Here is a 14,018-nt window from a genome sequence, read left to right as displayed (position 1 = left end):
ATGACTTTAAAAATCAATAAAATCCAAAATCAACTACAGAACTACGAAATTGACGGGTTACTTATTACAAAAAAAGAAAACCGCCAATATGCAACAGGCTTTACAGGTAGTGCTGGCGTCGTCTTAATCTCTGCCGATCAAGCTGTTTTTATAACAGATTTCCGCTATGTAGATCAAGCAAAGTCACAAATACAAGATGCTGAAATTATTATGCATAAAGGAATTTTAGAGGAAGAAGTTGCAAATCAAGTATCGAAATTAAACATTCAAAAACTTGGAATCGAAGAAAACAACATGACATTGCAACAATATAAAAACTTGCAAAAATACGTACAGGCGGAAATGATTCAAGTATGCGAAATTATCGAAAATATTCGTATCATTAAAGACACGTCTGAAATAGAAACAATGAAAATTGCAGCTAATATCGCGGACGAGGCATTTCATCACATCCTTACGTTTCTAAAACCGGGAATAAGTGAACATGATGTACGAGATGAGTTAGAATTTTTCATGCGAAAAAAAGGTGCTGCCTCTTCATCATTTCAAATTATTGTAGCTTCTGGCGTTCGTTCTTCTCTTCCACATGGAGTTGCATCAAATAAAATAATTGAACGAGGCGACATCGTGACATTAGATTTCGGTGCACTTTATGACGGATACTGTTCCGATATAACACGTACTGTAGCAATCGGGGAACCATCAGAAGAATTTAAAAAGATATACAATATTGTACGAGAAGCATTAAAACGCGGAACTGAAGCGATTAAACCTGGAGAAACTGCAAAACGTATCGATGATATAACGAGAAACTACATTACTGAGCATGGATACGGTCAATATTTTGGACATTCTACTGGTCATGGTCTTGGATTAGAAATTCATGAACCACTTCGCCTATCCCAAGAAAGTAAAGCTACTTTAGAAGAAGGTATGGTCGTTACAGTTGAACCAGGTATTTACATACCAAACTGGGGCGGTTGTAGAATTGAAGATGATATCGTCATTACAAAAGATGGATATGAAGTTATTACAAAATCAAATAGAGAATTAATTGTAATCCCTTGTTAATATTTCGAAATTTTCAACCTGTTTTTTCTCTACACATAGAATTCCTTCTCTGGAGTATTCCGTTTAAAGAGGGGAATTGTAAATGAGAAAATGCCACCGAATAAGATGGCATTTTCTTTTATTCATTAACGAATAACTTTTCGTTTACTGTTTTAGTGACTACCGCTACCAACATTAAAATGCAAATTAAATATAGCAATTTCGCAAAAAATAGCCACCCTTGAAACATTACAATCCCATCTATTATCTCATTTCCCGTCAGTAACAAAAACGAAATCATACTAATAATAATGACAAACTCGAAGCTGAAAACAATTTTCTTTTTTCGGCTGTATGCTTTCCACTCGTCCCAGCGATACATAGGAGCAAAAACCAATCCCCCTATACATAATATAACTGGCACCCATGCACTGTTAAGAAATTGTCCTGAAATAACTGATAATAGCAAACAAACGAGCACACCATAATACCCTATTTTCTCTCTCATTCATACTCCCCCATTCTACTTCTCCCTTAATATGTAACTTGCTATACTTATAACAATTCTTAGAAAAATAACAACTATAATTACAAGATAAAGACCTTTTGCAGAAGACATCCATTCTTGAAAAATAGACATTTTCTCCATTTGTTTCTGACCCTCTATTAAAATACCCCCTGCGAACAATGAGCAAACAACGATGATACCTATCATAATTCCGATACTTTTCTTACTATATTGTTTCATACCATCCCAGTTATATAAAAGTATAAATACAAACCCGAAAACAGGTATAATACTGATCCATTCATTGTTTGTAAATAGCTTTAAAATGATTAATAGAATACAAGATATGATAAATCCCCAAAATCCAATTTTTTTGTGCATAAGCCCTCCTTTAATTCCATTTTTAGGATTAATTGTATTGTAACATCCATTTTTTGTTCTTACCATTACAGTACATGAAATTTCACCTTTTTTCTGTTTCTTATACTCACATACTTTCACTACTTTCATACAATAAACTACACGATTGCCTAAGGATGTGAATGTTATGGGAGTTGAATTAACGCTATTACACGCTCTCTATATTATTTGTTTACTCACTATTATTACCTTTTTTATTCTCCGAAAAGATACGACAATTATTTGTATCGTTTTTATCTTTTTATTAGCATTAACTGCTACAAGTTCTATCCCTCTTGCTATTAGCGGTATTTTTCAAAGTTTTATTTACGCCATTACTGAGCTATTACCAACTATATTAATCATTTCCATTATCGTATCCATGAGCAATTTACTCGTTCATACCGGCATAAATGATACGATGATTTCACCATTTACAAAGATGATTCGTACCCCTACCCTCGCCTACTGGATTATCGGCCTTTTAATGATGACAATTTCTTTCTTCTTTTGGCCTTCTCCAGCTGTCGCCTTAATGGGAGCTATTTTATTACCGGTTGCTGTACGCGTCGGTCTCCCGCCAATTGGAGTGGCAATTGCTATGAACTTATTCGGTCATGGGATTGCTTTATCCGGTGGTAAAACATGTTATTATAATGTATATAAATACTTATTAAATGGAGTGAAACACATTGTATAAACCGTTCTCACAAGCTGACTATAAGCCTTCTGATAAGCCTAAAGCACTGTATATAAGGAAGTCTAAGAAGAGTCAAGGGAAGACTGAAATAGAAACAATTGAAAGCCATTTAAAGCGTTTAACAGACTTCTGCAAAGATCAAGGCTGGAACAATTACGTGATTTATAATGATTATATTGCAAAGTCAACGGACATAAATAGAATTGAATACAACAAAATGCTTAATGCTTGTTTAGATGGAAAGCACGATTTAATCGTTGTTGTGGAAGAATCAAGGTTATATCGTACAGTAAATGAACAGACGAATGTGTATGAAGAATTAAAGGGAACTGACATAGCTATCCTTTCCATACGTGAGGGCTACATCTTCCCTAATGATAGAAATCAGTTTCTAACTAATATCATTCGTGGGGCTATGAATCAGCAAGAACTTGAAAACTTTGCTTATAGGATGAATGTAAAGGTTTTAGCAAGTGCGAAGGAAGGTAAATATGTCAATAAGCTACCTTTTGGTTATTTCAAAGATAAGGACAAACTGACACCACACCCTATTGAAAGCAAGACGTTTAGGTTTATTGTAGACAAAGTATTAGAAGGATATGTAATAGCTGAAATCATTGGACAACTTAACCAACTAGGATATACCACAAAGTCTAATAAGAAATGGAAAGACGTAGGTACAATTACAAGGATGTTGGCTAATCGTGTTTACTTAGGTGAAAGTCACTATTACAGTAAGATGTTTGATGAAGATGTTATAGTGCGTGATACACATCAAGCATTATTAACAATTGAAGAATTTCAAAAAATAAGTAATATGATTCGTTCACGTAGTAGGAATCCACAAGGTATCAGGTACACTAAAATCAATACAGTGCTGGATAGATTAGTTGTATGTGGTATATGCGGTAATAGGTTACCAATTCATAAATCATGGACTAATAAAGAAGGGGTTACATCTTATCAGGTGGGTAAATGCCAAAAGGTTATGGGTGAATACAACGAGAAGAAATGTCCTAATAAATCGATTTCTTTGAAGGAACTACTTCCCCATTTTTATATTGCTATTGAAAGCTATAAGGATTCATTAAGAGAAGAAATAGAAAGAGTGGAAATAGATACAACCAGTGATATGAAAATTAAAGTCATGGAACAAATAAAGGATATATCAAAACGTATAGCTGAAATACAAACTGAAATACAAAACGCTAAAAGCTATTTAATCAAAGGAGTTTTATCTGAAGCAGATTATGTAGGATTAGTACCACCCTTAGAGAAGGATTTAAAGGATTTAAATGTGGCACTAGAAGATAATGAACGACTACTTGCTAGTTTGACTGACTATGATAGAAGTGCAGTTATTCAAAACGCTGTTGATTCGCTAATTTACATTGAAAACGAAAGCATTGAAAATCAGAATAGGATATACAGACTACTATTTGAACATCTAGAACTTGTAAATACAGTGGATGAATTTGAAATAAGGCTAAAAGAAAAAGACGTCTCCAATTAGGAAACGTCTTTCTTTGTTTCTATGTTAGGCTGAGATAATTTCACAATTGTTTCAGCTACTTGTTTATAGTTAGGATTAGTGGCTTTAATGATTGTTACTTTAGGTATACGTTTATTTTTCATAGACACATCACCCCATGAAAGCCATGGTATGCAGATTGATTTTTTTGGTTACTTAATAATCCATTATTTCCTTCCGTTTTTCTACTTCTTTTTACATCTTTCATCTGTATTAGCACCTCACTGAATTTGTTCTGTCAGTTAGGTACTTGCAAATACGGAATGAATTAGGACATTGATATTGAAAATAAATTTTTAAAAACTTACTTGAATAACCAGTAATGCCCCTAGTCGTCAAGAACTAGAAGGCAGGAAAGTCTTTATAGGCTTTCTACGGTAAATAACATTGTTGATTTCCTTTTGTACTTTATTTTTCGAGGTGTGGCTTAATTGCTACGCCTTTTCTATTTACCGTCAGTCCCAAATTTATTGGAGGTGAAAACATATGTCATTTTACAGTAAAGATGATATACCTTTCTTTCATGATTATGACTATCACTATATTCGAGAAGTAAGACGATTACGCAACCTTACTTTGACTGAATTTAGTTCATATATGAAAACAGATGCGCTGATCTCAGCCGACTGGAAAACGGTCTGCTACCATTCAGCGTTCATTATCAATCAAAATTCCATGAGGCATTACAAGAACTTTCAGTATCAAATTTAGAACTAATTTCAGTGAAGAGAATCATTGAATTAAAACAACAAAGAGGAATCAAATAAGGAGGAAATTGTATGTTAAAGATTGACCGTACAGCAGTAGATAAAGCAATTGAGGAAATGAACTTATTTACAGCTACAAAGGAAATACTTGCTAGTTATGAAGCAGAGAAAGAAGTGTTAGCAAAGCGTGGGGAAGTACTTACAGACGCCTAGCACAATTACAGGAACAACATACCCAAACTTTAATTAACAGAGAAGTCGCAAATGACAATCCGTCTGACTACATTTATCTTTCAGCACAGCTGACTAAAATTGATGATGAAGTAAAGATACTTCTATCACTTCAAGACAACTTAAAAGAGGATTTCACAGCACTACGACAAGAGTTTGCACCAACTATTCAAGAAACATATAGAAAAGACCTAAGGGAGAAAGACGAACTTCCTATAAATGATATGGTCGATTCTGTATGTTATGAGTTAATTAAGGCTATTACTGATTACGCTAAAGAAGTTCGTAAACAGCAAACACCTTTAATGGCAACTATGAATGAGTTTCTGAACGATAAAGAAGTTATGGAAACGAATAGAGGCTTCCAGCGTTTATTTGAGTTTGACATCACGAATATACATTACAGTGAATCTCAGCAATCAGTAATCAATCGACAAGACATCTTTACAGCTTGTAGCGGAAACATGCCTTCTCAAATACGTAAACCAAAGGACGTGAAAAAATTATGGCAAGAAGTTCACTAGATAAAATTACATTAGGTTTGGCTATCGATGAAATCAATAAAGAAGTAGGTATTACAAAAGTTTAACCTACACCTATGGACGATGAGACAATCAGAAAATCTATCACAGCACATAACGAACCTATTGTAGTTGCAACACCGTATGCAATTACTCGTAATCGAAAATTGAAAAATAAGGAAGACGAAACCTCAGCCAAATAATGGTTGGGGTTTTCTGTTTTAAAAGGGGAGATCAGGAGACATGGAAGCAAAGGTTTGTTGTAACTTAGCTAAAGAATTTAATGGCAAAAACAATTGGTGTTTATTACGAGACTCATATTGTCCGTTATTAGTTAAACATGACCGCTACAAGTTCGATAAAGAAGAGGTTAAGTGTGACTACTTAAATTTATTAAATGGCATTGATTCTAAACATGGTGTAGTCAAGGAGGTTTACGTTTTCTCAAAACAATGTAATGGCTGTAAAAGGATCTTTAAAACTAGTAATTTGCGACTGAGATACTGTTCTGACGTATGCAGGAAGTCAGCTAGAAGAAAGACAGAACGAAACAGTAGAATACGCAACACTTTAGCAAAATGAGGGCTTGGTATAAAGGCATTCTCAGGTCCAAAAATGGAGGTCGGGTATATTCCTATTCAAACCCCAAAAACACACATCAAACTGTTGCTTAATTAACTATGAACAGCGGAAACTATATGGCAAACAAGAAAGCAAAACAACGCAAAAAGAGAATGAAGAAACAGCTAGTAAAACGAATTAAACAAACAACTGTTACCAGTATGACTTTTAGAGAAACTGAAGACATGAGAGTTAAAGAACAAACTGACCTCCATAATGCAAAGGAAAATAAGAAAATAGAAAGAACAGCCCCATATCAGGAAGCATTAAATAAGAAATATGGCGGTACTGTCATAGTAAAAGAGAAGTTCATTAACCCTCGTGCTACCCTTATTCATAAATGTAGTAACTGTCATAAAGAATGGTATGCACGTCCTACGTGGCTACTTACAAAAGAGAATCAAAAGCATATATGTGGGGTTGACCCTGTTCGAATGAGTGAAGGTATAAAAAAGAAACATAGGACAGTTGCCAAGCATTTAAAAAACAATCCAAAATAAGCAAAATAACCCGAATTACTTTTAACCTAAAAATCTAGGTTAGTAGTGATTCGGGTTTTACTCATATAATGTGGATTTATTTCCAAGTGACCCCTAAGTCAAAAGATGTTATGTTTCCGTCAATATCTTTAACCTCACATGAATCGAGTTGCGGGTAATAACGAGTTAATTCAATAGATTCATCAGGGAAAGGAGTAAGATAATCTTCAATCATAGTTCCATAAAGTGTAAATGAAACACCTTCAATCTCTTGTTCAGAAGAAAATTCAAATTCTTCGTCTATTCCGTCTTCCATTCCTAACCTATTGACTTCCTTTTCTACATCAGAGTCCACCGCATTTATTATGTAATACCCTTGTCCTTTGGCGTTAACCCCATTTTTAATTAAGATACGTTCCAACTTGTTTACCGCAATACTATAAGTTGATCTCATTGGTGTCCTCCTTATTATGTTATATCAATACAATATACCAAAATTTCGGAGAGAATAAAACTATTGTGCTTATCACAACTGCTTTTATTTTTTAGCGTGACCTGACTGAGAGAAAACAGTCCCTCCCCTAAAAATCCAAAAAAATTGGTGGTTTTTTAGGGGAGGGTATTGATTATTCAAGCATGACAAAACCCTTAACCACCCCTCCTTTATATAGCTGTACAAGGTAAATAGCAAGGGCATTTGTCCATAAAGAGAAAGATAATCGCCTAGAATTGCAAATCTCAGCACCCTCAAGACTCGTTGGTTTTAGTAAGTCCGATAATCAGACAGACTACCCAGCCCAAAAAGCTTTCAAAAATATGGTGTATTTACAGCGGATACTAGACAGCTATAATATAGACCCTTACCCCACCCATGTACCCCTTCCAGCCATACAGCTTAATGACTTGCGATTGACCACTTTCTACAATATTTACCTCGTCACTATTATTATCCTTCCCCGCATAATAAAAAGAGAGTATTGAGTGATTTCAATACTCTCTTTTTATTATTGTTCTAATCAATTAGGGTACAAAGTGATATGAATATTTAAGGGATTAAGATAGGAGATTTCTACTCCCTCAACCAAGTTTTCATTTTCAAGTTCCTTGATAATTTCTTTTGCAGCCTTTTTAACATCTATTACATAATTAAAAATTTGGGCAACCGCCATTCCCATTCCTCCACCATCACAATAGCCATTCCCAGTCCGAAATAAACTTTCATCAATTATATCTTGCATGTAATGTCTTTTTTTGTGTGCTTCTTGGATTTTATCTTTTTTATAGTTAAATTCCACTAAAAGAGTAATTAGATCATGTTCTTCTATATACCGAAACTCTTCTTTAATCTTTTGATTAACTAATTCATCTATTGATTCATTTGCTTTTTCAGATAATGACAACTGTATTTCTCTTGTTTCTCCTATATCTCCAACAGAACCAGAATGAACTTTTAATGTCATTCCATCTTTCCAAATGTGCCAGTATAAAAATCCATTACCACCCTTCTTAATCAATTTAGTCAATATATCTCCTTCAAAGTTATCAGGATTTTGACGAGGTATTTTCAATTTAATCTCTCCTATCGAATTTATTAGGACGTCCTATTACTAATATCGCCCCCGCCAACGTCTTTAATACCTATTTTTATATAATTAGAAGTTAGTAGATTACACGAGATAACACGAGGTTTCACTGGATTATACTGACATGCACAGGTTGACACTGATAAACATAAAAATTATTGTATAAAACTTACTTTGATTTTTTCTAAAAAAGTAATTTAAAAATTTTAGTAGAACCCTAATCTTCCGCACTAAAAGTTTAACTTGTTGTAGGTACGGGAAGATAAATTCCATTTAATACCATATAGATTCCACAAACCATAGCATATATTTTTCAAACGGCAGACCAGCCATATACACACCCCCACCCCCCCTATGTACCCCTATCCATATAAAAAAATATAGAAGACGTTGCAACTGTCCTCACTGATCTCCTTCATTACTCATTCATTGATTGCTTGTTTCTTTCTTTATTCGTTTGTTTGTTCTTCTTTCATCGTTCTTCATTCGTTCTTTCCTTGCTGTTGTCCTCGCCTTGTGGTGTGTGCCTTGCTGTATGCCACATACCTTGCATGCACCTCCAGCACTATGGTATGTGTATTCCTATCAGCACAGCACTACCTAGTAGTGCCATTATACTGCCCTATATAGCCATGTACTAGTAGATATACACCCCTTTGATTGAGATTTATGACGGAGGCCTACTCCTTGTCTTTGAGTTGCTGAGTAGTTCACTCGGAAGGTGTTGAATTTTGACGGTTACTTTTCCTAAAACAACTTTTATATTAAACGATAATTCATTTACATTTTCATAATTTATCCTTCTCATTTTTTATCAGGAAATAACCTCATATAAACTTAATAATTCTATAACACTTTTTAAACACACTAATATAACTTATTATCGATACTATTATTCATACTAATAAAATTCTTAATTGCTAGTTCCATTACCTTTCCGAATCATCTTGTATTCTTTTGAAATAAATTGTCTCTAAAAGTTTTAACTTCAATTGTAGTACCATGTTCAGTTAGGTACTTGCAAGTTGCGAACTATTTAGGTCATAAAAAAGAACACCTTTTCAGGTGTCCTCGTTTTACGCTTTCCAAAGTCTTGCGATTTCGTCAGTAGATATATGTTTCCATGTATCTCCTAGTTTAATCTCGATAAACTTCTTTTCAAGTTGTTGTGAGATTGGAAACTTTGTTTTAATATAACCATTTTCAGTTGTTCCAGCAATACTGTTTTTAAAAATTACCTTTACTTGAACTGTATCCATTTCATTTCCCCCTGGTATTTTAGTCCGAACTGTACTTTAGGCTGTACTATACCATTTTTGATAGTTACGTTAGCATTCGTACCAATGCCTTTTTCACTTTCCATGTGTACAATTGTGTTCTACATTCTCCACCTCAGGCTGTAATTCGCCTTCATTACCAATTATAACCTTTACTTCATCATAAGTCATGCCGTTATTAAGTGTAGAATTACTAGCAAACACAATAATAGGAAATTTTCACCTTATCATACTATTAGCAGTAATTGAAATAGAACGCAATCTAATTGTGGAATGGACACAAGCAAGTTTTAAAAAAGGTCGTTCAAATAAATACACTACACAATAGCTAGAACATGCTTTGCAGTTGTTAGAAAGAAATAGCTATTAAGGAGTGAAGATATGACTGGTATTAGTAAAAGTACTCTTATACATACTAAAAAAGCTACTTCAACTTTCCAGTAAAAAGTAGCTTTCATTACTATCAGTCAAACAATGATAAATTTTCAAAATTAGTATTTAAATTTGACGAGATTTCAATTGGCATGGCATTATTTTTAAACCTAATAGTCCCTATCTCTTTTCCATACAACATAAAATTATCTATACGAGGTAAGGAAAGTTCATGCCTCCCTATAAATTGGGGCAATTCCGCCCTTAATTCCATCAACAATCTTCCTAATGCATTGGTTCCCACCAATAAATTGATGTCCGAAGGTCTAGCCCCCCAAAAATCATCTTTGTAAGATTCTTCAACAATTTGCTTATCAAGTGTGCTTAACAGTAACGAACCAAACTTATCCCAGTTTTGAATTAGCTTTACTCTTAAACACCAACGCATTATCATTAACTTTACCTCTTCCCAATCTTCTCTTGTGTGGGATCGATATTTTTTACTAATCATTTTAGCAGTCATGGGACTCTTTTGCTGTATTATAGCTTTTTGATACTCTGGGTGATTAGGATACCTCATTGCTTGATATAAAGCCTCTGAAGATAAAATCCTAATCCCTTGTAATTCAATAGGAAAACCAGAAGCCATATTAGACAATCCACCGTATTCTTCTTTTGTTTTTCTAAAGAATGCAACTTCATTCCTTTTATAAATCTTTTGATTAGATTTAATAGTATCCCTCCTTTAGTTGGTTATTCTTGGAAATAATGGATACCAATTATCAATTCCGGCAGCATTTAAATCCCCCCACCAAAGAACGAGAGGACAATTATTCGCTATATTTCTATATGTAACAAAGTACGAACCAAAACCAAGGGTCTTAGAGAAATCATACCCCATAGGTCTCATATTGGGATTAGGTTTTACTGCATAATTTACAATTTCTACACCCTTTTCAAAGAAAATTTTCTCCACTAACTTTCTATTTTGCGAATTTGTAAAATACTCATCCAACATAGGTTCTCCACTATTTCTAAGGAGTGGTATCATCTCATTCTGTTTTGCACTTCGAGATTCTGTAACACTCGCTATATATTCATCTGTTTGATTATTATACTCTAACTCCGCTGAAGGCCAATAACTCTCAAATTGCTGTCTCGATCCTCTAAGACTATCAAGAAATTCAATTCCACGCCAAAATTTGATTTCAGCTTTTGGCAAAACCTTTTCAATTTGTTCTTTAATATATTTAAAATTCCTATTATGGATTGCTATAACAATTATATCTAATCTTACAATCGAATTCGGATCATTTATTATACCCGCCCAATTTTGAATATCGCGAACCACACGATTTCCAGAATAAATAGCATCATCTATGTAAATATATGATGAAACATAATTTTGACCACACTCTTCTAATGAGATTCCATATTTCTTTTGAATGGCATCACCTACAATTTCTAACATTACCTTCTGACTGCCACCTATTTTTTGAGGGTTAATAAATTTATAATTTTTAATATGCATAGGAAAAATATTTTCATTCTCTATAAGAACCTCGAAAAATTTAATAACCCCTTCTTTAGATACATATACCTTACTAAGAATACTATGCAACTCTTTTAAAATTAAATCATGCTGTTCCGGTAGAAATTGGTTTAACCATGTCTCCACATGTTCATTAGTAAAATTTGTCCCTTCGTAATCCTCTGCAATTTTAACAATTGCGTCTATCATATTCTCTGTAGTAGTACTCATCACTTCACCCCTAATAACCCCATTTTAGTATGTTTTATATTGTAATATAGTATATATTCTACTAATTAGAGGTTAATCCCTTCTAAAAATAGGGACAAATACAATTGTTCAGAAAAATTATTTGAGGCAACTACTTATAATGTGCATTCACTTGTTTGTATCATTACTTCTCCTTGTCTCATATGGCATAGGGATGAGGGCTATATCACTTTTATGTACACAATTTTTCACATTATTTATTTAATACTTTGCTGTCCATTCGAATAATGTAAGTACTATCCTTATCATTAGTCACATACCCACCTTTGATAACTAATTGATTTATCATTGCTAATTTTAGCAGGGGGTTAATAATTAGAATAGTTTTATAAAAGTATCAAAAAGTATACATTTGTTGATATTGATGAAGAGTGGCTGTATTATAGGGTTTATATAGTATCAAAAAGTAGTATCAAATAAAACGTCTAAAAAGGGGAAAATAACTATGATTTATGGCTATGGACGTGTAAGTACAAATAAACAAGAATTGGATATTCAAATAAAAGCACTTAAAGAGGCTGGTGCTACAAAGATATATAAAGAAAAGATTAGTGGGGCTAAAGCTGACAGAAAAGAACTTAACAAGCTATTAGAAGAAATTAAAGCTGGTGACACGCTTGTAGTAACTAAGGCTGACCGTATAGCACGTTCATTATCACAGTTAGAGAAAATCGTTACTGATTTAACTAATAGAGGTGTAGCGGTTCATATAATCAATATGGGAATGTTTACAGCCGAGACTATGGAAAATCCTATGACAAAACTATTATTCAATGTATTAGGGGCATTTGCTGAATTTGAACGTTCTATGATACTTGAAAGAACTCAGGAAGGCATTAAAGACGCTAAAGAGAAGGGCGTTAAGTTTGGTAGAAAATCTAAGACACATAAAATTGAAGGGGCTTTATTAAATGCCATTCAGCAAGTTGAAGCTGGCACAATATCACAGCCTGAGGGGGCTGAATTTGCAAAGTGTAGTATCGCTACATTTAAGAGAAGGTTAAAAGAATACAGAGAACAACAAGGGGCTAAATAATAGCCTCTTGTTTGTGCAGAAAAATAATTTTGAGTCGGCTGTATAAAGAGGGCAGTGAAGCAAAAAGAGTGCGATTTGCACAAAAATGAACAAGCTAAATATGTCATAAACGTTGCTATCATACGGATTCCCAGCAAAGACTCATTGTGCATGGTTCAAATAATAAACGTTAATAATTTCTTTACTCCATTCTTTTAACAGATTTCTTTTATTCTTTTCATAGTATTCTTTTAGAGAGTATATTTAAGTTTGATTATATAAGTTTGTTTAAAGTAAGTATGTATAACGTTCATAATCCGAACTATCTCAAGTACAATTATTGAACTACTGAGGTTCATTATTTGAACTACTTAATCCCTATTCTTGTGACTTTCAGGTACTTAATTTGTACTATCTTCTTGCTAATAATTCTACTTTCCTAAGCATTTCAATTTCCTCAGGTAAAAGGTCATTATATTTAGAAACAGTTAGTTCATTATTCACTGGTTGTTCCACAGTAGAAACAACTTGCCTTGCTTGAATTTGCTGTTCCTGTTGTTCCCTTAATTGTTTATCTTGTTGGTGCTGTTGAAAACGTTCCTTGTCATGAATTGATATTTTCATTAACTTACTTTCAAACTCTTTAAATTTTTCAACCTTATCTGGAACACGCTTATATAATTTTGTCTTACTTAATGGCTTGTAGACCATGTAAGTATTATTTCCCCAACTTGCCTTACCTTTCTGTATTAGCCCAACTTCCCCTAATCTTTTAAGGCTGTTGTGAACAGTTGCTTTACCTTTTATATGAGTATCAATCATTAACTTTTCAACAGTTGGAAAAGCGTAACCATAGTCAGGATTATAAAATTGAAGTAACTTCACATAAACGACTAGATCAGTATGAGTAATCAATCCTAACTGAATATAATCGAATAATTCCATTGGTACTTGTTCAAAGTTACCTTCAACATTCCCCTTACAAATAATTCCTGTTCCTTCGATCTTTGTTACAGTGTCTGCCATTTTAATCATTCCTTTTCTACAAGTTTAGTGGTTCAATTTTTGAACCTTACACTTACTTACTTGCAGAATGAGAATGAAATAGGACATGGAAAATTTCAGCGTACATCTTTTTAAAAACACTTTATATTAAGGGGTTTTATCTGGCGACTTCGTTATACAAGGCGCACCAAAATTAACCGCAGACGCTGCTGGTCTCC

General features: G+C 33.7%; 17 protein-coding genes and 1 pseudogene. 8 read left to right on the top strand and 10 right to left on the bottom strand.

Annotated features, from left to right (window positions below):
* On the top strand, nucleotides 1-1,071 hold the full coding sequence (locus tag AC0NJG_RS17480) for a M24 family metallopeptidase (RefSeq protein ID WP_087954481.1): 1,071 nt from the start codon (nucleotides 1-3) through the stop codon (nucleotides 1,069-1,071).
* A gap of 118 nt (nucleotides 1,072-1,189) precedes the next feature.
* Here the strand turns inward: AC0NJG_RS17480 and AC0NJG_RS17475 are convergent, their stop codons facing one another.
* Complete coding sequence (locus tag AC0NJG_RS17475) at nucleotides 1,190-1,558, bottom strand: YoqO family protein (RefSeq protein WP_474063259.1); 369 nt, start codon at nucleotides 1,556-1,558, stop codon at nucleotides 1,190-1,192.
* A 15-nt stretch (nucleotides 1,559-1,573) separates the two neighbouring features.
* Nucleotides 1,574-2,005: a YoqO family protein gene (locus AC0NJG_RS17470; RefSeq protein WP_140168697.1), complete on the bottom strand. Its 432-nt coding sequence runs from the start codon at nucleotides 2,003-2,005 to the stop codon at nucleotides 1,574-1,576.
* A 100-nt stretch (nucleotides 2,006-2,105) separates the two neighbouring features.
* On the opposite strand from AC0NJG_RS17470, the pseudogene AC0NJG_RS17465 reads away from it, so the two are divergent.
* Nucleotides 2,106-2,594 (top strand): annotated as a pseudogene (locus tag AC0NJG_RS17465) (hypothetical protein); the annotation flags it as partial.
* Between the two features lie 55 nt (nucleotides 2,595-2,649).
* Nucleotides 2,650-4,170: a recombinase family protein gene (locus tag AC0NJG_RS17460; RefSeq protein ID WP_098832173.1), complete on the top strand. Its 1,521-nt coding sequence runs from the start codon at nucleotides 2,650-2,652 to the stop codon at nucleotides 4,168-4,170.
* On the opposite strand, the gene AC0NJG_RS17455 is transcribed toward AC0NJG_RS17460, so the two are convergent.
* Nucleotides 4,167-4,292 carry a hypothetical protein gene (locus AC0NJG_RS17455; protein ID WP_000792136.1) on the bottom strand — a complete coding sequence of 42 codons (126 nt, stop codon included), beginning with the start codon at nucleotides 4,290-4,292 and terminating at the stop codon, nucleotides 4,167-4,169. The genes AC0NJG_RS17460 and AC0NJG_RS17455 overlap by 4 nt on opposite strands.
* Before the next feature lie 675 nt (nucleotides 4,293-4,967).
* On the opposite strand from AC0NJG_RS17455, the gene AC0NJG_RS17450 reads away from it, so the two are divergent.
* The 4 genes from AC0NJG_RS17450 (at nucleotide 4,968) to AC0NJG_RS17435 (ending at nucleotide 6,768) form a co-directional block, all read left to right on the top strand.
* Nucleotides 4,968-5,108, top strand: coding sequence for a hypothetical protein (locus AC0NJG_RS17450; RefSeq protein WP_474063258.1), 141 nt, complete (start codon nucleotides 4,968-4,970; stop codon nucleotides 5,106-5,108).
* Nucleotides 5,109-5,350: 242 nt separating this feature from the next.
* Nucleotides 5,351-5,650, top strand: coding sequence for a hypothetical protein (locus tag AC0NJG_RS17445; protein WP_474063257.1), 300 nt, complete (start codon nucleotides 5,351-5,353; stop codon nucleotides 5,648-5,650).
* Nucleotides 5,651-5,724: 74 nt separating this feature from the next.
* Nucleotides 5,725-5,850: a hypothetical protein gene (locus AC0NJG_RS17440; RefSeq protein WP_474063256.1), complete on the top strand. Its 126-nt coding sequence runs from the start codon at nucleotides 5,725-5,727 to the stop codon at nucleotides 5,848-5,850.
* A gap of 531 nt (nucleotides 5,851-6,381) precedes the next feature.
* A complete protein-coding gene (locus AC0NJG_RS17435; RefSeq protein ID WP_474063255.1) occupies nucleotides 6,382-6,768 on the top strand; it encodes a hypothetical protein in 387 nt (128 codons plus the stop codon).
* Nucleotides 6,769-6,844: 76 nt separating this feature from the next.
* Here AC0NJG_RS17435 and AC0NJG_RS17430 read toward each other — a convergent pair whose 3' ends face one another.
* From AC0NJG_RS17430 to AC0NJG_RS17405, 6 genes are all read right to left on the bottom strand, one after another.
* Nucleotides 6,845-7,201, bottom strand: a complete 357-nt coding sequence (locus AC0NJG_RS17430; RefSeq protein WP_474063254.1) for a hypothetical protein — start codon at nucleotides 7,199-7,201, stop codon at nucleotides 6,845-6,847.
* 562 nt (nucleotides 7,202-7,763) lie between these two features.
* Entirely contained in the window at nucleotides 7,764-8,315 is a 552-nt protein-coding gene (locus AC0NJG_RS17425; RefSeq protein ID WP_474063253.1) for a hypothetical protein, read from the bottom strand.
* Between the two features lie 1,091 nt (nucleotides 8,316-9,406).
* Nucleotides 9,407-9,589 carry a hypothetical protein gene (locus AC0NJG_RS17420; RefSeq protein ID WP_474063252.1) on the bottom strand — a complete coding sequence of 61 codons (183 nt, stop codon included), beginning with the start codon at nucleotides 9,587-9,589 and terminating at the stop codon, nucleotides 9,407-9,409.
* 93 nt (nucleotides 9,590-9,682) lie between these two features.
* Nucleotides 9,683-9,811, bottom strand: a complete 129-nt coding sequence (locus AC0NJG_RS17415) for a hypothetical protein (protein WP_474063251.1) — start codon at nucleotides 9,809-9,811, stop codon at nucleotides 9,683-9,685.
* A 259-nt stretch (nucleotides 9,812-10,070) separates the two neighbouring features.
* Complete coding sequence (locus AC0NJG_RS17410) at nucleotides 10,071-10,694, bottom strand: NADAR family protein (protein WP_474063268.1); 624 nt, start codon at nucleotides 10,692-10,694, stop codon at nucleotides 10,071-10,073.
* Between the two features lie 30 nt (nucleotides 10,695-10,724).
* Nucleotides 10,725-11,741, bottom strand: coding sequence for a phosphoribosyltransferase-like protein (locus tag AC0NJG_RS17405; RefSeq protein ID WP_474063250.1), 1,017 nt, complete (start codon nucleotides 11,739-11,741; stop codon nucleotides 10,725-10,727).
* Between the two features lie 484 nt (nucleotides 11,742-12,225).
* Here AC0NJG_RS17405 and AC0NJG_RS17400 point away from each other — a divergent pair, with 484 nt between their 5' ends.
* Nucleotides 12,226-12,816 carry a recombinase family protein gene (locus AC0NJG_RS17400; protein ID WP_474063249.1) on the top strand — a complete coding sequence of 197 codons (591 nt, stop codon included), beginning with the start codon at nucleotides 12,226-12,228 and terminating at the stop codon, nucleotides 12,814-12,816.
* A gap of 390 nt (nucleotides 12,817-13,206) precedes the next feature.
* On the opposite strand, the gene AC0NJG_RS17395 is transcribed toward AC0NJG_RS17400, so the two are convergent.
* A complete protein-coding gene (locus AC0NJG_RS17395) occupies nucleotides 13,207-13,821 on the bottom strand; it encodes a helix-turn-helix domain-containing protein (RefSeq protein WP_474063248.1) in 615 nt (204 codons plus the stop codon).
* Nucleotides 13,822-14,018 lie beyond the last annotated feature (197 nt).

This window comes from Bacillus sp. SSR7, from assembly GCF_055902415.1.
The sequence above is the reverse complement of the archived record's forward strand: the minus strand, read 5'-3'. Positions and strand labels throughout refer to the sequence as shown.

What these genes read in the sequence shown, in the direction of transcription:
- AC0NJG_RS17480 (WP_087954481.1), top strand. Translation starts at nt 1, where the DNA reads ATGACTTTAAAAATCAATAAAATCCAAAATCAACTACAGAACTACGAA.
- AC0NJG_RS17475 (WP_474063259.1), bottom strand. Translation starts at nt 1,558, where the DNA reads ATGAGAGAGAAAATAGGGTATTATGGTGTGCTCGTTTGTTTGCTATTA.
- AC0NJG_RS17470 (WP_140168697.1), bottom strand. Translation starts at nt 2,005, where the DNA reads ATGGTAAGAACAAAAAATGGATGTTACAATACAATTAATCCTAAAAAT.
- AC0NJG_RS17455 (WP_000792136.1), bottom strand. Translation starts at nt 4,292, where the DNA reads ATGAAAAATAAACGTATACCTAAAGTAACAATCATTAAAGCCACTAAT.
- AC0NJG_RS17450 (WP_474063258.1), top strand. Translation starts at nt 4,968, where the DNA reads ATGTTAAAGATTGACCGTACAGCAGTAGATAAAGCAATTGAGGAAATG.
- AC0NJG_RS17445 (WP_474063257.1), top strand. Translation starts at nt 5,351, where the DNA reads ATGGTCGATTCTGTATGTTATGAGTTAATTAAGGCTATTACTGATTAC.
- AC0NJG_RS17440 (WP_474063256.1), top strand. Translation starts at nt 5,725, where the DNA reads ATGGACGATGAGACAATCAGAAAATCTATCACAGCACATAACGAACCT.
- AC0NJG_RS17435 (WP_474063255.1), top strand. Translation starts at nt 6,382, where the DNA reads ATGAAGAAACAGCTAGTAAAACGAATTAAACAAACAACTGTTACCAGT.
- AC0NJG_RS17430 (WP_474063254.1), bottom strand. Translation starts at nt 7,201, where the DNA reads ATGAGATCAACTTATAGTATTGCGGTAAACAAGTTGGAACGTATCTTA.
- AC0NJG_RS17420 (WP_474063252.1), bottom strand. Translation starts at nt 9,589, where the DNA reads ATGGATACAGTTCAAGTAAAGGTAATTTTTAAAAACAGTATTGCTGGA.
- AC0NJG_RS17405 (WP_474063250.1), bottom strand. Translation starts at nt 11,741, where the DNA reads ATGAGTACTACTACAGAGAATATGATAGACGCAATTGTTAAAATTGCA.
- AC0NJG_RS17400 (WP_474063249.1), top strand. Translation starts at nt 12,226, where the DNA reads ATGATTTATGGCTATGGACGTGTAAGTACAAATAAACAAGAATTGGAT.
- AC0NJG_RS17395 (WP_474063248.1), bottom strand. Translation starts at nt 13,821, where the DNA reads ATGGCAGACACTGTAACAAAGATCGAAGGAACAGGAATTATTTGTAAG.